This is a genomic window from Actinoallomurus sp. NBC_01490 (genome assembly GCF_036227085.1).
GTDB lineage: Bacteria > Actinomycetota > Actinomycetes > Streptosporangiales > Streptosporangiaceae > Actinoallomurus > Actinoallomurus oryzae.
On sequence record NZ_CP109433.1, the window covers coordinates 10,999,429 to 11,017,381 of the forward strand.

The 17,953-nt window shown below is 67.1% G+C and carries 15 protein-coding genes and 2 pseudogenes; 10 read left to right on the forward strand and 7 right to left on the reverse strand.

Translation table 11 applies throughout. From position 1 onward, the window contains the following. Nucleotides 1-337 precede the first annotated feature (337 nt). A complete protein-coding gene (locus OG417_RS50760) occupies nucleotides 338-1,195 on the reverse strand; it encodes a nucleotide-binding protein (RefSeq protein ID WP_329245971.1) in 858 nt (285 codons plus the stop codon). A 733-nt stretch (nucleotides 1,196-1,928) separates the two neighbouring features. Between OG417_RS50760 and OG417_RS50765 the strand changes: the two are divergent. Further along, a pseudogene (locus OG417_RS50765) lies at nucleotides 1,929-2,519 on the forward strand (DDE-type integrase/transposase/recombinase); the annotation flags it as partial. 38 nt (nucleotides 2,520-2,557) lie between these two features. Here OG417_RS50765 and OG417_RS50770 read toward each other — a convergent pair. The 5 genes from OG417_RS50770 to OG417_RS50790 all read right to left on the reverse strand — a co-directional run bounded on the left by OG417_RS50770 (nucleotide 2,558) and on the right by OG417_RS50790 (nucleotide 7,368). Beyond that, nucleotides 2,558-3,508, reverse strand: coding sequence for a hypothetical protein (locus OG417_RS50770; protein WP_329263183.1), 951 nt, complete (start codon nucleotides 3,506-3,508; stop codon nucleotides 2,558-2,560). Between the two features lie 62 nt (nucleotides 3,509-3,570). Further along, nucleotides 3,571-4,113: a hypothetical protein gene (locus OG417_RS50775; RefSeq protein WP_329245973.1), complete on the reverse strand. Its 543-nt coding sequence runs from the start codon at nucleotides 4,111-4,113 to the stop codon at nucleotides 3,571-3,573. A gap of 14 nt (nucleotides 4,114-4,127) precedes the next feature. Then, nucleotides 4,128-6,503, reverse strand: a complete 2,376-nt coding sequence (locus tag OG417_RS50780; RefSeq protein ID WP_329245976.1) for a hypothetical protein — start codon at nucleotides 6,501-6,503, stop codon at nucleotides 4,128-4,130. 100 nt (nucleotides 6,504-6,603) lie between these two features. Continuing rightward, nucleotides 6,604-6,990, reverse strand: a complete 387-nt coding sequence (locus OG417_RS50785) for a DUF6507 family protein (RefSeq protein WP_329245979.1) — start codon at nucleotides 6,988-6,990, stop codon at nucleotides 6,604-6,606. Between the two features lie 24 nt (nucleotides 6,991-7,014). Beyond that, entirely contained in the window at nucleotides 7,015-7,368 is a 354-nt protein-coding gene (locus OG417_RS50790) for a hypothetical protein (protein ID WP_329245981.1), read from the reverse strand. A 327-nt stretch (nucleotides 7,369-7,695) separates the two neighbouring features. Between OG417_RS50790 and OG417_RS50795 the strand changes: the two genes are divergently transcribed. The 9 genes and pseudogenes from OG417_RS50795 to OG417_RS50835 all read left to right on the forward strand — a co-directional run bounded on the left by OG417_RS50795 (nucleotide 7,696) and on the right by OG417_RS50835 (nucleotide 17,723). Continuing rightward, entirely contained in the window at nucleotides 7,696-8,037 is a 342-nt protein-coding gene (locus tag OG417_RS50795; RefSeq protein ID WP_329245984.1) for a hypothetical protein, read from the forward strand. Nucleotides 8,038-8,057: 20 nt separating this feature from the next. Continuing rightward, complete coding sequence (locus OG417_RS50800; RefSeq protein ID WP_329245988.1) at nucleotides 8,058-8,363, forward strand: pore-forming ESAT-6 family protein; 306 nt, start codon at nucleotides 8,058-8,060, stop codon at nucleotides 8,361-8,363. A gap of 107 nt (nucleotides 8,364-8,470) precedes the next feature. Continuing rightward, nucleotides 8,471-9,382, forward strand: a complete 912-nt coding sequence (locus tag OG417_RS50805; RefSeq protein ID WP_329245992.1) for a TNT domain-containing protein — start codon at nucleotides 8,471-8,473, stop codon at nucleotides 9,380-9,382. Between the two features lie 65 nt (nucleotides 9,383-9,447). Then, nucleotides 9,448-10,773 (forward strand): EsaB/YukD family protein, encoded by a 1,326-nt coding sequence (locus OG417_RS50810; RefSeq protein ID WP_329245995.1) that lies wholly within the window; start codon nucleotides 9,448-9,450, stop codon nucleotides 10,771-10,773. Further along, a complete protein-coding gene (gene eccCa / locus OG417_RS50815; RefSeq protein WP_329245997.1) occupies nucleotides 10,770-14,771 on the forward strand; it encodes a type VII secretion protein EccCa in 4,002 nt (1,333 codons plus the stop codon). The genes OG417_RS50810 and eccCa overlap by 4 nt, the downstream gene beginning before the upstream one ends. A gap of 10 nt (nucleotides 14,772-14,781) precedes the next feature. After that, nucleotides 14,782-15,144, forward strand: coding sequence for a hypothetical protein (locus OG417_RS50820; RefSeq protein ID WP_329245999.1), 363 nt, complete (start codon nucleotides 14,782-14,784; stop codon nucleotides 15,142-15,144). Continuing rightward, complete coding sequence (locus OG417_RS50825; RefSeq protein WP_329246002.1) at nucleotides 15,141-16,220, forward strand: DUF6177 family protein; 1,080 nt, start codon at nucleotides 15,141-15,143, stop codon at nucleotides 16,218-16,220. Before OG417_RS50820 ends, OG417_RS50825 begins: the two co-directional genes overlap by 4 nt. A 35-nt stretch (nucleotides 16,221-16,255) precedes the next feature. Beyond that, a pseudogene (locus tag OG417_RS50830) lies at nucleotides 16,256-16,435 on the forward strand (IS110 family transposase); the annotation flags it as partial. Between the two features lie 283 nt (nucleotides 16,436-16,718). Continuing rightward, nucleotides 16,719-17,723: a WD40 repeat domain-containing protein gene (locus tag OG417_RS50835; RefSeq protein WP_329246005.1), complete on the forward strand. Its 1,005-nt coding sequence runs from the start codon at nucleotides 16,719-16,721 to the stop codon at nucleotides 17,721-17,723. Here OG417_RS50835 and OG417_RS50840 read toward each other — a convergent pair. Beyond that, nucleotides 17,713-17,949: a hypothetical protein gene (locus OG417_RS50840; RefSeq protein ID WP_329246009.1), complete on the reverse strand. Its 237-nt coding sequence runs from the start codon at nucleotides 17,947-17,949 to the stop codon at nucleotides 17,713-17,715. The two genes, OG417_RS50835 and OG417_RS50840, sit on opposite strands and share 11 nt — an antisense overlap. Nucleotides 17,950-17,953: the final 4 nt, after the last annotated feature.

Below are 17,953 nucleotides of genomic sequence, written 5' to 3' on the forward strand. Positions count from 1 at the left end.
AAACCGCACAAACCGCCCGAGGCGTACCGCGACGCTGTGCACGTTACCTGGGCATGTGTAAAGAGATTTCTCACCAAAAATCCAAGCATCGCAGTCGTGGAAGATGAGCACGATAGGCCCTGCGAGACATTGGCCCCGCAGTCCCCGGAGATGCGCACGGGGGCGCCGGGGTAACTGGCCACTGAAGACCGTGCGGATCTCGGGCCGATACGCAACACCCAAAACACCTCGCGGCGGCTCAAGAGGATGCCTCGGTCAGCAGCGAGCCGGCCGCGTCAGCCCACGCAGCAGCTACGTCGACCTGGAGGCGTGCGAGGACCGCACGTGGCGGACCTGATCACTGGTTCGCCCTCGTCAGCGCCTCAGCGGCGATGGTGAGCGCGGCCGTACGCGTCGACTCGGCCAGGAGACCGGGGATGAGTACCCCGCCCGAGGCGAGGTGGCGGTCATACGGCAGGTACGCCACACCGACCCCGTTGTCGTGCAGCAGGCCGGTCGCCTGGTCCAGGTCGGGCCTGGCATGCGGAGCGTGGGTGGCGAACACGGCCATCGTGCGCGGGACGAGTGCACCGAACCCGTTCCGTCCCATCCACTCCAGCGCGTGGCCGACGCCGATCGCTCCGTCGCTGGTGGCCGGCGTGACGTGAAGGCACGCATGGGCACCGGCGAGAATCGCCTCCGGCAACTCCCCGACCATGCCCGCCCCGCAGTCGACCACGACGATGGTGAAGAACCGGGTGAGCATGGAGGTCACCGACTCGTAGGTCGCCACGTCAAGCGGCCGGTCGGCCATCTCGCCACCGACACCGGGCAGTACCCACAAATCCGTGTCCGTCCGGGTGAGATGCGGTGCGACCTCATCGAACGAGGTCGGACGACGCCCTGCGAGGTCACGCAATGACGGAGTCCCGCTCCTGCCGAATCGCAGCGGCAGAGAACCGAGACCCGGATCCGCATCGATCAACAGCACTCGGTCCTGACGGTGCCGTGCCAGCGCGGAGGCCACGAGTGCGGCGACCGTCGTCTTCCCCGCTCCCCCTCGAACGCTGCACACCGCGATCCGCCGGATCGTCGTGACCGGCTGCCGAAGGCCGTCCGCCACCGCCGTCCAGTCCTGCACCTCCTGCGCCGCGGACACGCCCACCGCACGCCGCACCCCGCGCCCGACCCGACGCAGCAGGGGATCTCCGTGCACGGCCCGACGACCCGGCGGCGGTGCGCATTGCTGATCGGTCGGTGGTGTCGCGGGTGACAGTGGCCGGACGGCAGGCTGTGGGGTGATGGCCTCCCGGTTACTCCCCGGGTTCTCGTTCGGTCTTCGCGGGGAGGCCCTCTCAGGAACGATGTCGAGTTGCGACGCGTCCGGCGGCCGGTCATGAGAGTCCGGTGCCACGCCGTACACGGGTGACGCAGCCGGGTGCGACGACTCCGCGGAGAAATATGGTGCGGGCACCTCCCCCGCAGAGGCCTGCATGGGAAGCGCGGGCGCCGCAGCAGCCGGCGCGGGAAGCTGCGGCGGGGACGAGGCGGGCCTGCCGAGCCCCTCCTTGGGCCGTGCCCCCACGGCCGGGAACGTGGTCAGGCCGGGTTCGACGTTCAACTCTTTGAGCAGCGCGGCCTGCCAGTCGTCACCGCCAACCTCTGACCAGGCCGCCTCGGGTGACCTCGTGGAACGTCCGTCGCCCAGCATCAAAGGTCCCCCGGCCGCGAGGCCGGATCGCCTCGGTACGACCATCTCAACACTGTACCGACCGACTGAGGTCCCTCGCTGGCGGCCACCCCGACGACCGTCCGACGCTGACGCGGCGTCGCAACCTCCTGGCTGTACTCGACCATGGGGATGGTGACACGCCGGGCTGGTGGTTGATCAATGAGAAGACCTCCGAGTGCGGTGGAGATAGCCGTCTTCACCCATCTCGGAGGTCTTCATGGCCCACGCTAATGCCCAGTTGACGTTCCACGGCCGTTGCCTGCTCATCCAGCGTGTCCGAGACGATGGTCGGCCGGTCGCTCATGTCGCCAAAAGAACTGGGAGTCTCCCGGCAATGCGCGCACCGCTGGGTACGCCGCTATGACGAACATGGCCGAGTGCGACCCGCCACCGGCGCACCCATCCGCGCCACCCGCCACACCACCGTGCGCTACGAACGCGACCAGCCCGGCGACCTGATCCACCTGGATGTCAAGAAACCCGGCCGCATCCCTGAAACTTGGCCGCAGCGAACCCGTCTGCGGCCGCGGGATCGGCTATCACCACTTCCACACCGCCATCGACGACCGCTCCCGCCTGGCCTACGCCGAAGCCCTGCCCGATGAGACACCGCCGCAGCCGCGTTCTTGCTTCGTGCCGCCGCCCACTTCAACGCCCACGGCATCGACCGCATACAACGGGTCCTGACCGACAATGCCTGGTGCTACCGACGCAGCCACGACTTCGCCGCCGCCGTGACCACCCTCGGCGCCCGCCACAAACTCATCCGCCCGCACTGCCCCCTTGGCAAAACGGCAAAAGAGAACGATCGCGCCTGTTCACACTTCGTTCGAACCGCGCGACAGGTCACCGAGACGACGTCGTGCTCCACCACCAGTGGTTGTGCGGGATGCGGGCCGGTGCGGCACCGGGTGGCACAGCGGCGACGTCCGAGGCGGCTTCCCTCAGCTCTTCGTCGATCTCCTCGATCTCGTCCATGTCGACCAGCGAAAACGCGGTGCCGCCGAGGAAACCCTCGAACAGCGCCTCAAGCGCTGAACGGTACAGGCAGGCTGCGAACCGTCCGTTCGCCCTGACCGCCAGTGCGTGTGCCAGGGTGTTCGACACGTAGCTGAGCAGTTCCCCGCGCCGTGCGGCAACCGACTCGGCCAGCCCGATTCGCCGTGCCTCGGTGCCGACCGGCCCGCGCCCTGGCTCCGGCGCCGCTACCGCAGTGCCGAGCACCATCGACATGACCCGATCGAACGGGACATCGGAACGTGCGTCCATCTCAGCCTGTGCGAGGTACTCCTCCGCAGAACCGCCGAAGATCCAGATCGGCACGTCACCCGGCTCGGCCGGCCAGCCGAACGCCTCCAGCCACGCACGGCCGTCCGCGTCGATCTCTACGATCGCCTCCAATGTCACGGTGGTGTGCGCCACTTCCGCCGCCGTGCGTTGGAACACCAGCCTGTCTCGCGACGCCGAGCGCAGCTCACCGTGCGCCACCGTCGCGGACGCGGCGGCATGGTACGGGCCGATGGGTGAGCCCGTGCCGCGTTCAGCTACGGGAAGTTCCCTGAGCCGCTGCAACGAAAGCGTGGCGGCTTCCACCGGCGATCGGAACGCCAGCCGGTGCGCCCGCGCCCGCACGACCTCGGCCACCGCCAGGGATCCAGCGGCCGGGCTGACCAGGACATCACCACGCCCCTGTGCAGAGACCTCCGCCACGTCGTCGGCCAGCCGGTCACGCAACGCCTGTGGATCGGCCAGGAGTCGATCCACGGCGATCTGCTCCGCTTCACGCCGGTCACTCATGGCTCGAACATCCCATTCCGCCGGCCGCTCCGGTACCGGTGGGAGCCGGCTCTCCGGAGCTCTTACTCATCGAGTTCTCCCCCGTACAACCGGTGCCGTCGCTCCTCTTCGCTCATATCCGTGCGCTTCGGCGCCCGCCACCACCAATGCGACTCGGGTACCCACGACGGCACGTCGCGGATCGGAGGGGCCTCATCCGCCGCGTCCTCCAGCTCCTCATCGATCTCCTCCAGATCCGCGCGGGCCAGATCGTCGAACAGATCCCCGTCGGCGAAGTCCACCAGCAGGATCTGCAGCGCCGAACGCCCTCGTGACGCGGGCTCATACCCATCGAAACGGCCCCGCTGCGCGTTCATCAGGACACGGCCGCGATACGCCGCGAGCTGTCCAGGGTTGTGACCGCTCTTCAGCAGTTCGGCCACCCGTTCGCGGAATCGGTGCAGCTCGCCCGGGTCCGGGACGTCTCCTTGCCGCGCCGCCTCCCGCAGCGTGAGCAAACCCTCCATCGCGTCGCGAACGAGCGCCTGCCCGTTCGGAGGACCCGGCACCGCCCGTTCGAGGGCGGACACGATCCCACGCATCGTCTCCTCTGCAGAAAGATCCATCTCGGACTCCACGGTCACTGTGTGGCCAACCGGTAAGTCGACATGATGAGCCTGCCATCTCTGGCGATGACGACCGCTTGCATCTTCCTGGTCTTGCCCGTGGCGTCCACCACCTCCCGGAGGAAGAAGAGCCGTTCACCGCCGCCGTTCAGCGGCTCCCGCCGCCACAACTGACCATCGTGGATAGTCCGCTGCGCGCTGCCGAAGTAGTCGCGCATGAGGTTTCCGGTGACCTCGTCAGCGGGAAGTTCGTGGTAATGCTTCCGAGCATGGTAGGCGGCCGCGGTATCCGACCCCATGTCGATGTCACCTGCCTTCGAACGTACCGCAGCCTCCAAATCCGGGCCGGACAGACTCGGCTTCACGGACGCCGGATGGGGGCGTACGCCCTGGAGGGCATCAAGGTCGGCCTTCAGATCCGCCTTCAGGTCCAGGTCGCCGAACCGTTCGGCAGCCTCCTCAGTGACGCTCTTGTGGTCGAGTTTGAGTTGCCCGCTCCCGACCTCCTTGCGTACCTGTTCCTGCAACTGGTCAAAACGGGCCTTGAAGTACTCGTAGCGGTACGCGAACGTTTTCGGGTCGATGGTGCGCCCACCGTCCATGGCGAAGTCCACAGCCCTTGGATGCAGCAGCCCCTTGACCTTCTTGCCGAACCCCTGTTCGAGGGCTGACGCGAGCCGCTGCCACTGATGGCTGTCCCGCGACAGATCTCCACGGAGCCGACTGATCTGGTCATCCGTGAGGCCTCCGTCCCGCAGATTGTTCTCGAGTCTGTTGGCCCTGGCGAGCTTCTTGGCCTCTGCCGGATCGGGCGTGCCGTTGTCGTGTCCTTTGTTCGGATCGGCCGGTCCGTCGCCCGAGTCATGACGGCCGTTGGGGTCAGCGTGACCGTCATGACCGGGCCCACCATGGTCACCGTGGTCACGGTGGTCACCGTGATCACCGGCTGAATCGTCTTGCCCGCCCGGATCGTGGTGCCTGTTCGAGTCCGTCCTGTCGTCCCCGGTACCCGCGTTTCCATCATTCGGCTCGTGGTGGCTATTCGGGTCGGCACGACCGTCGTTGCCTCCTTTTTCATTTCCGCTGCGGTCGTTATGCCCGCCGTCGTGGTCGTTGGTGTCGTGGTGACCTCCGGGATGGCCGTTGTCACCGACATGGACGGGTTCGTGGTCCGGCACTTGTTGGTCGGGAATGTCGGGAGTCTTAGCGTCGGGCACGTGGAGGTTGTCGGCATCGTCGAGAAGGTCCGTCTGCTTGCCAAGCTTGTCCGTAAGCTTGTCCAGAGAGTCTTTCAGGTTGGCGATGCTGGGGTAGGCGTCCTTGAAGCCGGCCATGAAATCCCGGCCCAGGGAGCCGAACCTGCCCGCCTCACTGACACCTTCGACGACTTTGAGCCCGCGGACGGCTGCCGCCGCGCCCTTCACAATCCCAGGACCGACGAAAAGCGAGCCGACGTTCAAAATGCTGTTGGTGATGACGTAGCCGGCGCCGTTTCCCCCGTCCCACTCCTGGTACGGAACCAGCCCTTTCACCAGATTCAGCCAGTTATCATTAAGATCCCCCCAGCTCGATGCGCCCCAGCCGTCAGGGAGCAAGCCGAGCGGGCCGAGGGTGGACAGCCCGGCGATGCTCTTGTCTAGGCTTTCCCAGTTGTCCAGCAGACCATCCGTACCCTGCCAGCCCCAGCCGTCCGCGCCGTACATGCCCACGAACGAAGAAACACCCTGGGCGATACCGACACCGAAGTCCTTGATTCCGTTCCCGACATCCTCATACCACGGAGCGTCATAGGTCTGCGGCTTCGCCCACGGCGTCTCGATACCGTCCACCGGCTTGGTGAAGCCGTAGACCTCATCACCACGCCTGGCGAATTGCTTTCCCGACGTCGGATCCGTGCCGATGAAATGCGTCCCACCGAACAACGCGGTGATCTTATTTGCGCAATCCCGCTCAGCCGTCTGGTACGCGACCAGCTTGGCGAAGATGTCATCGTTCAGATTGTTATGCTCGTTGACCTTATCCTCGTCCTCACGCCAATCGTCATCCCCGTCGATCTTCTTCCGAAACGCCACAGCCTTCGACTTCAAACGATTCAGATCCGCCACCAGCAACTTCGCCGTCTCAGCAAAATCAATGAGAGCCTGACCGACGACCTGCAACGGCGCCTTCATCTTGTCGCCGGCCGACGCCACCTCCTTAGTCTTCTCAAACAACAACTTCGCCTCAGGCGAAAAATAAAACTGCTTCAACCCCTGCCAGTCAGAATCAATATCATGACCGATCTCAGCGATACTCTCACCATCAGCCTTGATCGCCCGCCCCGCCGCATCCACCACTTCCGGATCCACCGACGGAACAGGAATCGCATCCGGATCAATCACACCAGCCAAAACCACACCCCCGAGGTATGATCACACGTCCACGCACATCGGGAAACGGAACCCACACCGCTACCAAAATCCAGGATCGCGCCGGACGACATCTCTCATGCTATTTCACGTTGATCGCCATCTTCTCCGCCAGGCGCGCCATCTTAAGGTGCTTCTTTGCCTCCGCACCCATTTCGTGATCAGCCAGAAGGTAGTAGTTGGTCGCGTCGACCACACCCTTAATGCAGCGTCCCGTCTTAGTCGCCATTCCTTTAAGGGTGGGCTTGTAATGATGAACGAACTCGTTCAGCGCAGTGCCGATCGGCGAGCTCGCCGCACCTTTTCCGGCACTCCCTACACCTATTACGGCATTATAGAAGTGGTCGCCGAAGTCGTTAAAGTGGCGCTCGAGGGTATTGCCTCCGGGTTGGGCATCGGTAACATGACCACCGACCTTCGTCACGATACTCATGACCCCGAGCGCACAGATGTGCCAGCCGTCTTCCATGAGCGCTGCCTCCGTCCGTCCTCGTCACTCTGTAGAGCCGATGTCACCGGCTGAAAGTCGTCCAGCGTCAGGGCGATCCCCGGATGAACGGCCGAACCGGGCGGCGCGGAAGCTCGCCGGCGGCTGAGCGGGCACGGGCCGGCCGTCCCGCCTGAGCCGCTCCGCCGCGTTCCTCGCCGCCACGGCCCTCATCTCCGCCAGGCACTCGCTGATCTGGTGCGCCTCGGCCTGGACCGCAGAGACAAGCTGGGCCGTCCCGACCTTCAGCCCCTGAATGGGGTCCAGCGACTCCTGAAGTTCGATCGAGGGACTGTCCTCATGGGCGTGATCGTCCAGTGGCCGGGCCTCTCCGGGCTGCTCTACGATCTCGAACTTCATGACCTGGCCTAACGTCAGTTGGGGTCGCACAGCGATCTGTTGGATGAGTCACGGGCCGGATCGGTTCCGGCGATGTCACGGTATATCGATCACTGAGCCATTCTTAGCAACTGATCGTTACTCAGTGCGCCGTCCAGGTTGTCCGACCGGTCTCGTGAGGGATGCCGGGGCCCCGGATTTCAACTTGACGGTTGCCGCGACGCCTGGACGCCGGACGGTCCCATCTGTTAGCCGTACGCACGTGGCTCGTACAAAACCCACGGAACGTGATGGCTTCGATGGCGGATGGAGCACGAGGAACGACGAACCGAATGGGGAGGTGAGGGCGTGCCAGCCCGGTGGAACCACGGCCAGCACACGTTGGTCAACTTGGCGCGCGGAACCCAAATCTCGACGCATGATTTGGGCACTCTCATCAAACAGTTGATCCAGGCAGCGGAGCCTCTCAAGGGCAAGTTCGACGGCGAGGGCAAGAAGACCTTCGACCGATTCAAAGCTCATGCCGACCAGATCGCGACCGACCTTCACGCGGGACTGAGGTCGGTCAACACCGGCCAGGTCGGTATGGAAAGAGCGTTCTTGACGGGCGATCAGGCGATGGCAGATGACGCCCAGTCGAAGATGAGCTCAGCCAACTTCCACGCAGCCAAATTCAGACACGGCGCCTGAGCGAGAACGAGGAGACCGAGATGGACGGCGACGGACGGCGCAGCTATGACACGGCCGCCTCGCAGGAGGCGCAGCTCAACATCCATTTCATTATCCAACGGCTCGAGGCGGTGATCGGCCAGCACGGCACAAATGTCTCGAACGCACTGTCCGACTTCGTGGCGACCGGGGTCTCGGAAGTGTACGGCGGCAAGGAACGCAAGTGGCACGACGCCGCGAACGAGGTCCGCGAGATCATCCGGCTGGTGAAGAGCACGCTCGAGGGTAACGATGGCATTGCCCAGACGACGCTCTCCAAGGCGAGGGCGGCGGTCGAGGCGATCTGACGCCCTGGGGATCCAACAGCTCCGACCGGCAGATGTAAATGGCCCGAGACTACGACACACAGCTCCTGGAGTCGGTGGCGGTCCGGCGCCGCCGACTCCGTGACGCGGTGCTGTTCGGGCGGCACCGCACCCGACGCACGCTCGACGAGAGCCTTAACAAGATCATCGTGGGGCTGTGCCTCGCCGCGGTCGTGTGCGCGGGCTGCGTCGGGTGGTCCCTGGTCAAGACCCAACTGCTGAAGCAGAAGCAGCAGCAGGTCCAGCAGTCGCGGCCGACGACCTCGCCCCCGGCCGCGCCCGACGTACCGATCCCGGCCGGCTGGGTGGGCTCCCAGGTGACGTTTCGCATGCTCCGCGAAGCCCTCAGCCAGGCCGATGTGTCCGCCTCGCTGTACGCCCTCCCGGGGCAGCACCGGCCCAGAAGTGTTTCGAGCTATTACCTGCTGGCCAAAACCCGCACCGGCTTCACCGCCGGAACGGTGGACGGCCGTCAGGGCCGGATCGGAGCCGAGTTCAGCACCGAGGACGAGGCGTGCCGGTGGCTGTATGGCGAGCTCGCCATCAGGGAGACACCACCGATCCGGCTCACCATCCAACAGGAACGGCAGGCCGCCCAGGCCACCGCATCACTCGTCCAGGATGTCAGGAACGGAATTGCCGGAAGCGCGGGCGCTCCCCTCCCGTATCCCCTCGAGCCAGGTCGGCTAGTGGACGCGTTCGGCCAGGAGAGCGGGATGACGCTCTCTCCCGATGGCACTCCCTTCGGCCAACGCGGACTACCCCCGTCCGCACGAGTCACGGTGAATCCGAAGGTGCCCAATTACTACCGATACCAAGTGCTCAAGCAGTTCCAGGTGCGCGCCTCGATCGTGCCGACGGGCACCGACGGCACGGGCGGCGGTGTCCGCCTCACCGTCGACGCCGGGCTGTTCGCCGACCCACCTGAGCTGCCGACCATCCGCTGGTTGCTGCGCAACGGATACCTCGGACGAGTCTCTGTGGCCGCCGTCCCGAAATAGGACTCGGCGACAGCAACGCTGCAGGCAGGCGACCGGCGCGGAACGACGCAGAAAGGACGGCCCCCGTGGCTTCGTGGAGCCGGGTCACGATCGTCGGTGACCAGCGGAGGGTGGACGCGGTTCTGCCCGCCCAGGAACCGATCGGGGCCCTCATGCCCGATGTGCTGCAACTACTCGGCGACCAGGTGGAGCACCCGCCGCGACTCCGCCACCTGGTCACCACGACCGGTGAGGTACTCGACGGCAACGCCACCCTCGCTGACCTACGGGTCCCTGATGCGTCGGTGCTCCGGCTGATCAAGGCCGACGAGCCACTGCCCCCTCCGGTGGTGCACGAGGTGCCCGAGATGGTCGGCGACGCCCTGGACGGTCACAACTGGCGCTGGGGGCCGGGCGCCCGGCGATGGACCGCCACACTCAGCGCGGTCGCGTTGAGCCTCGCCATCGGCGCGATCGTGGAACACCGGATGCCCGAGGCGAAAGGGTTGGCCGTCGTGGCCGTGGCCGCCGCGCTGATCCTCGTCGCCGGTACGGCGGTCGGTGTGACGGGGCGCGAGCCGCTCGGGACCGGTCTCACGCTCAGCGGCGGAAGCCTGGCCGGCCTGGCGATCTGGTTCGCGGCCGATGTCTACGCCTGGGACGGCTCGATCCGCTTGGGCGGTCTGACCGTCCTCATGAGCCTGGTCGTCATCGTGCTCGGGCTGACGTCGCCGCTGCACCGCGGAGGGACCATCGGCGGCGGTGTGGCCCTGGTTCTGGCCATGGCCGGAACGATCAGTGCCGGTCTGGGACTGGATGGTGCCCGTGTCGGCGCGGTGCTCGCGATCGTCTCCGTGGTCATGCTCAGCCTGCTGCTGCGGATCTCGCTGATGCTGTCGGGACTCACAGCACTGGATGACCGGCGGAGCCAGGGCGGCACGGTGGCCCGCACCGACGTGACAACCGCTCTGGTCGGTGCGCACCGGAGCATGGTGGTGGCGGCTGTAGCGGTGGCGATCGCGGTGGGCGTGGCCGGGTACGGCCCGATCGCCGCCTTCGATGGCTGGACCGCCGGGCTCTCCCTCTTGTTGGCCACCGTGGTCGCCAGCAGGGCGCGTGCCTTTCCCCTGGCCATCGAGAAGATCGCGCTGTTCGGTGCCGCCCTGTGGGCCCTCGTGTGCCTGGCGTTGGCCTGGGCCGACCATGACTCGTGGGCGGTCGCCCCGGCGATCGGCATCCTGCTGATGGCGCTGGTCCCGCCGATCGTGGCGCTGTCGGCCGAGCCGCCCGAACACGTTCGGGCCCGGCTACGCCGGATCGTGAACCGGATCGAGACGGTCGCCGTCGTCGTCATGGTGCCCGTGGCGCTCGGCGCCTTCGGCACCTTCGAGCGTCTGCTGAACACCTGGTGACAACGCGAATCGTCCATCGACCGGCGCGTACCGTCCATCCGCCCGCCGGGCCGGACACACGGCAGGTGGAGGCACCACCCACGCTTCCCGATGGGCAGAGCGGCGGCAACCAGCTCCTGAGCCTTCTGCCGATCGTCGGCATGGTGAGCTCGCTCACGATGATGACCGTGTTGCGCAACCCGGCTTTCATGGGACTCGGCGCGGTGATACTCGTCGTCGCGGTGCTGGGCGGAGGCGCCATGCTGCTGTCTCGCCGGAGCCAGATAGGCCGTCAGCGCCGCACACAGCGCGAGCGATACCTCGACTATCTGGAGGAGCTCCGCGAGACCCTCGGCAGGTCGGAGCGGGAGATCCGGACGCAGGCACGGCTGCTCGACCCGCCCCCGGAGGCGCTGTACGACGTGGTGCGTGACCCCGCTCGACTGTGGGAGCGACGACGTCGACACACGGATTTCCTCAGGGTCCGGATCGGCACCGGCTACATGCCCGGCGCCCCTTTGACGCTGGGTGAGAACGGCAGCGCCCTGTCACCCGTCGATCCCTTTATGGCCTCCGAGGCGCAGGCGGCCATCCGCCGGTACGAGGTCATGCCGGACATGCCGTTGACGGTGCCACTGGACATCGCCGGCAACGTGAGCGTCGTCGGCGCGCGCGAGGACGTCATGCGCCTGATGCGGTCGCTGCTGTTGCAGCTGTCGGTCTTCCACGCTCCCGCGGACGTCGCGGTCGCCGTGATGCATTCCGGCCCGCGGTACGAGGACTGGGACTGGCTCAAGTGGCTGCCGCACGTACTGGACCCGCAGCGGAGCGACGGCGGCGTGAACGCCCGGCTGATCGCGCCGACGCCCCTCCGGCTGGGCGTGTTGCTCGCTGACGACTTGCGTCGGCGTGGGGACTTCGCCACCGAGATCCGCCGAGGCATGGGTCAGCGGGAGGCCCTCCAGCTGGTGCGCCGGCTGGTGGTCGTGCACGACACGCACGGCGGGGTCGCCGACGACCTGGTCCGGCCCGACGAGACGCTGGCGCCGCAGGAGCTGGCGGCGACCGTTATCCACCTGGTGGCCGACCAGGTGGATGAGCCGGGCGAGGTCGCCATCCGGATGACGGTCTCGGGCGATCAGGTGGTACTGGAGGACATGCGCGGCGAGGCTCCCATGACGCTGACCGGCACGGTGGACGACGTCAGCGCCCCCATGATGAGCGGGCTGGCGCGGATGCTCGCCCCGATCCGCCTGTCACGCGAGTCGCTCAAGGAAGAGGCCGACGCGGGCAACGTCGACTTCACCTCGCTGATGAACGTCGACGACCCGGGCGACCTGGACATCCAGCGGCTGTGGGCGCCGCGCACCGAGCGCGGTTTCCTCCGCGTACCGATCGGCATGGACGACACGGGTGAGCCCGTCATCCTCGACCTGAAGGAGTCGGCCCAGCTCGGTATGGGACCACACGGGCTCTGTGTGGGGGCCACCGGCTCCGGCAAGAGCGAACTGCTCCGCACGCTGGTGCTCGCCCTCGCTTCCTCACATCCACCGGACCGGGTCAGCATGATGCTGGTCGACTACAAGGGCGGCGCCACCTTCGCGCCCTTCGCGAGCCTCCCACACGTCGCCGGCGTCATCACTAACCTCGAGGACGACGCCGGGTTGATCGAGCGGGTGTACTCCAGCCTCGCGGGCGAGGTGCAGCGGCGCCAGCAGGTACTGAAGGACGCCGGCAACATCGCCAACATCGGCGACTACACCTACCGGCGCAGGCACGACACGAGCCTGCCGCCGTTGCCGCACCTTTTGGTGATCATCGACGAGTTCGGCGAGTTGCTGACCGCCCGGCCAGACTTCATCGAGCTGTTCCTGTCCATCGGCCGCATCGGTCGCAGCATCGGGGTACACCTGCTGCTGTCCAGTCAGCGCATCGAGGGCGGCAAGCTGCGCGGCCTCGACAGCTATCTGTCCTACCGGGTTGGCCTGCGTACCTTTTCCGAGGAGGAGAGCCGGACCATCCTCGACACCCCCGACGCGTTCCATCTCCCCACGTTGCCCGGCTTCGGCTACCTCAAGGTGGACACCACCCTCTACCAGCGGTTCAAGGCCGGATACGTCTCCGGTCCCCACCGTGGCCCGGTGGTGATCGCGGAGGAGGCCGACGTCGCGGCGCCCGTGTCGCCCTACCCCGCGTACAACACGGCCGGCTCCGGGCAGCACGTACCCGCGGCCGTCGACGAGGGGGCCGGCCTGCCCGAACGCACTGTCGGTCCCACACTCCTGGACGTGATGGTGGATCAGCTACGCCGGCACGGCGACCGGGTGCGGCCCATCTGGCTGCCGCCTCTGCCGGCGGCGATCACGCTCGATGCTGTGACCGGCCCGGTACGGGTCACCGACGGCGGGGTGTGGCTGCCGCTTCGGGTGCCGTGGCTGAACGTGCCGGTCGGAGTGCTGGACGACCCCAAGAAGCAGTGGCAGGGATTGTGGAACCTCGATCTGACCGCCGCCGGTGGCCACATCGCGCTGATCGGAGGCCCGCAGACCGGCAAGACCACTCTGCTGCGCACCCTCGTGCTCTCCCTGGCGCTCACCCACACACCCGGCCAGGCGTCCGTCTACGCGGTCGACCTGGTCGGCGGCGGCCTGCAGGCGCTCGCCGGGCTGCCCAACGTCGGTGGCGTCGCCGGTCGCGCCGACCACGAACGGGTGCGGCGCACGGTCGAGGAAGTCTCCGAGATGCTGGAGTCCCGGCAGGAGGTGTTCCGGCTCCGCGGCATCGACTCGCTCCAGCGGCTGCGCACCATGCACGCCGCCGGCGAGCTGCCGGAACTGCCCTCCGCCGACGTCGTCCTGGCCATCGACGGTTTCGGCGCGATCAGGGACGATTTCGAGGAGATCGACGACATGATCAGCGATCTTCTGCGGCGCGGGGGCGGTTACGGCATCCACATCGTCGCGGGCATGCTGCGGTGGAACGACGTCCGGATGGCCATGCAGTCCAACTTCGGCCAGCGGATCGAGCTGCGCCTGAACGACCCGTCCGACTCTTCCATCGACCGCAAGCTCGCCGAGACCATCAGTGCGACGGAACCGGGCCGGGCGCTCACGGACACCAAGCTGTTCGCGCATGTGGCCCTGCCCCGGATCGACCGCCGGCCGGACGCGAACGACCTGGGAAAGGTCGTCGAGACGACCGCACGGGCCATCCGCGGCGCCTGGCAAGGACCTACCGCTCCTCCCGTCCGGGTGCTGCCCTACGAGCTGGCCACACGCACGCTGCCGGCCCCGGTGGCCGAACCCCGCCGGGTTCCGATCGGCATCGACGAGCGAGCCTTCGAACCGGTGCTGCTGGATCTGTTCGACCACGACCAGAACCTGCTGGTCCTCGGTGACGGTGAGTGCGGCAAGACCAACCTCGTACGGCTCATAGCGCGCGGCCTCATCGAGCGCTACTCAGCGCAGGAGGTCGTGTTCGCCGTCATGGACCCGCGGCGAACGCTGCGCGACTTCGTGCCCGAGCCCTATCTGGGCGGCTACGCGAGCAATGCCCGGGTGTGCGCGGGACTGGCCGCCGGGGTGGCCAAGGAGCTCGAGGGCCGGATGCCCGATGAGGGTGACCAGGCCGACCTCTCCGAAGAGAGTCACTTCGACGGACCGCACGTGGTCGTACTCGTGGACGACTACCACCTGCTCACCGCCGCCGGGCAGCAGCCGCTCAACCCCTTCCTGCCGTTCATCCCGGCCGGGCGTGACATCGGACTGCACTTCGTGGTGACGCTTCCGGTGGCCGGTGCGAGCCGGAGCCTGTACGACCCTCTGCTCCAGGCGGTGCGCGAGATCGGTACGAGCGCTCTGCTCATGGCCGGCGACCGGTCCGAGGGGCAGTTGTTCCCCCGGGTGTACGCCGCCCAGCAGCCCGCCGGCCGCGGCAAGTGGATCCGCCGCGGCGAACAGGCACATCTGGTCCAGACAGCGCTGCTCGAGGCTCCGGCCGGTGCCGCGCACGCGAGCTGAGGGAGGACCTGTGACTCACGACGTCGTCGCCCTGGTACGGACCGCACCGCAGGTACGAAGCCTGGTCGACAGCATGGCCGACACCGACGAGACGCTCCGGGTGCGGGGCACTGCCGGGGGCGCCATCATCCAGCTCTGCGATGAGGAGGGGCAGGCGCTGGTGAGCATCGAGGCGCCCCAGTTCGTCCGGGTGGAGGGAGAGGTGGAGCGGCTGCTCGGGGCCGAGGTCGCGGCGAAGGTCCCCACGCCGATCTGGTGGGTGGAGGCACGCGCGACCATCGCGGACGAGCGTTCCGCAGCGCTCGCACGGAAATTCGCCGAGGAACTGGTCCGTCGGCTCGGAGGCACGGTATGGACCGGAGCGATGGCATGACGAGCGCGGCGGGTGGCCCCGAGAACGCCGAGCACGGGAACGGGTGGACGGAGGAGGCTCCCGGGAGCTTCATCCATCCCGCGGTCGACATCGTCACCGACCAGGCCGCCGTGATCGTCCAGAAACGCTCGCTGGTTCCGCTCACGGCCTGGCTGGTGGATGCGGTGTCGGCGTGTGCCCAGGCCCAGCAGAGCCTGCAGATCCTCACCTCGGCCGCCGCACGGATCACCCCGGCGATGCGGGCGGCGCTCTCCGGTCCAGGCTACCGGTGGGTGGTACGCGAGCCGGGCGACGACGGCTTCTTCGACGGCCTCTCTGGCATCCCGCTGACCTGGGACGGCTCGGCGTTCGTGATCCTGACCGAGCAGGCCAAGGCAGGTCCGTCGCGGACCTTCACGCGGCCGGTACCGAACCTGGGAACCCATCTGATGCTCGACGTGAAGGTCCGGCACGAGGCAACTCTCGACCTGGTCCTCGGCGGTGCCATCGAGAGCCTGGCCGGGACCCTCTGCGGCGGCGAGCCCGCCGGCTGGGGCGTCGCCGAACCGGCCGTGAACCCATGGGACCGCGCCGCGGTGACCGAGCTGTGCCACCGCCGGTCTCCCCGCTCGACCTGGTTGATGTTCACCGGCTCCGGCACACGCCGCTTCGTCGGGAGCACGCTGGTCTCCCGGGTGACCTCGGGCGTCAAGGAGGCGATCTCGTTCCTGGTGAGCTATGGGCCGGCCGAGGAACCGCCGCTTGGCGTGCTCGAAAGGCTCGCAGCCGGCTTCGCGGACGCGGGCGTGCTGCTGTCGATGACCATCCAGCGGAGCCGCGGGCGTACGGATCTGACGTATCCCGCACGCTGGTGCGGGGCGCCGGTACCCGTCGGCCTCGCGGTCGGCACCGATGGTGTGCGGGAAATCGGCCTGGACCACGCCCTGGCCGCCCCTGCCGAAGGCAGACCGATCGGGCGGGAACGCGAACCGGCCGTGTGGTACGGGTTCGGCGACGAACCCGCCGCGGGCGCTTGGACCAGGTTCGGTGAGCTGATGAGGCACCTGCGTCCCGAGGACACGGCCTCGCGGGCCTGAACATTCCTATTCAGCGCGCAAGGGTCGCACGCAAGCGCGTCCCCGATGACGCCGCCGGCTACAAAGCACTGCTCGAGCTGTTCGCCGAGCACGGCGACACCCACGAGGATCAGATTCCCGTCGCGATCGAGACCGGCCGTGGCCTTCTGGTCGCCTGCCTGCGCGCCACCGGCCGCAAGGTCTATGCCATCAACCCGCTGGCCGTTGCCCGCTGGCTCTGTCATTGAGAACCGGCAGCGGATGTCGGCGGCTTCGGGTACCAGTCGGTGATCAACGAGGCGGAGATGCCGATGAGATTCAGCACCAGTGAGCATCGCGAAGACGGGATTGACGTCCGTCTAGAGGGCGCGATGCGGCTGGACGACTTCTGAGCGGGCCCTGCGCTGGTGGACGGGTGGAGTCCCTGGGGTGACGGCCCCAGGTCCTCTCGATGGCGCATCCGCTCACGAATTGTTGATCTTCCGGAATTGAGGCCGAGCTCTCTTTACGATCTTGTGTATGCCTGTCGAACGGATGTTCCGAAGCGGTGCGCTGCCGTCTGAGTCGCCGGTGGAAGATCTTGCGGTGGTCGACCTGGACGGGCGTCCACTGGTGGTGTGCGCCGACCGCCAGAATCGCGTGTGGACCTGGGATGTACTCGGTGACGAGTGGGCCGAACGCCCGCTGGAGGCACTCAGGGAATACGAGGGCGAGGAGGATGAGGAGGGTGAAGACGGCGACGAGATCGCCCCTCACCTCTACCCCGACTTTATGTTCGTGGGCGCGGAAGTCGTCGGTGGGCGGGTGGTATTGGCAACGGGCGGTCACCACCAGGGTCCGGCACTGTGGGACGTGATGAGCGGTGAGCTGCTCAGCGGTGTCATTCTGAGCCACGGCGGTGTCCATGCCCTGGACACGGCCGTACTGGATGGGCGCCTAGCCCTCATCGCGGGCAGTTCCAGGCCCGATCATTTCGAGTGGGATCCGTCGTCCCCGGAGTGGATCGATGAGCGATGCCGCGAGCTTCCCGGGCACTCGGACGACATGGGAGACATCGCTGTCGAATGGATCGGCGGGCGCGCGCTCGTGGCGTCAACGTGCGGCGACGAGGTGCTGGTGACGGACCTGGAGAGCGCGGAGCGGCTGCACTCGATTGTCGGTGCTGGCCTGTTCCGCGCTGTCGTGCTGTCGGAGACCATGGTGGCGGCGGCGAACGACGCCGGTGTCCTTTGGCGTTGGAACCTGGCCGACGCCAGGCCGATCGGGGACCCGATCGGTGCGCACGAGACAGAGATCTTGGCCATGGACGCCACCCTGTTCGAGGGGCGAACGATCGCGCTGACCGGCAGCGACGACGGGGTCGCACGAATCTGGGACCTTACCCGCGGTATCCAGCTCGGCGCGCCATTGCATGGTCATGAGGGAACAATCACCACGGTGACCACGACAAAGGTCCAGGGCCGCCCGGTCGCGCTGACCGCCGGCAGGGACGGCGTGGTCCGCGTCTGGGATCTCACGACCTGAGGGTGGTCAGCCGACGTTCTGTTCGGTCCGGGCACGGGTCTGGGCGAGGCGGTAAGAATCGGTGCGCCGCGCCGGTCGAGTTCCATGTAGCCGAGTTCGTCGATGCAGAGCAGGTCAACGCGGCCGTAGCGCGGATGGTCTTGTTGAGCACCATGTCATCGGCGGCTTCGACCAGTTCGTTCACCAGCTCGGTGGCGAGGGTGCATTTGACCCGGTAGCCCTTCATCGCG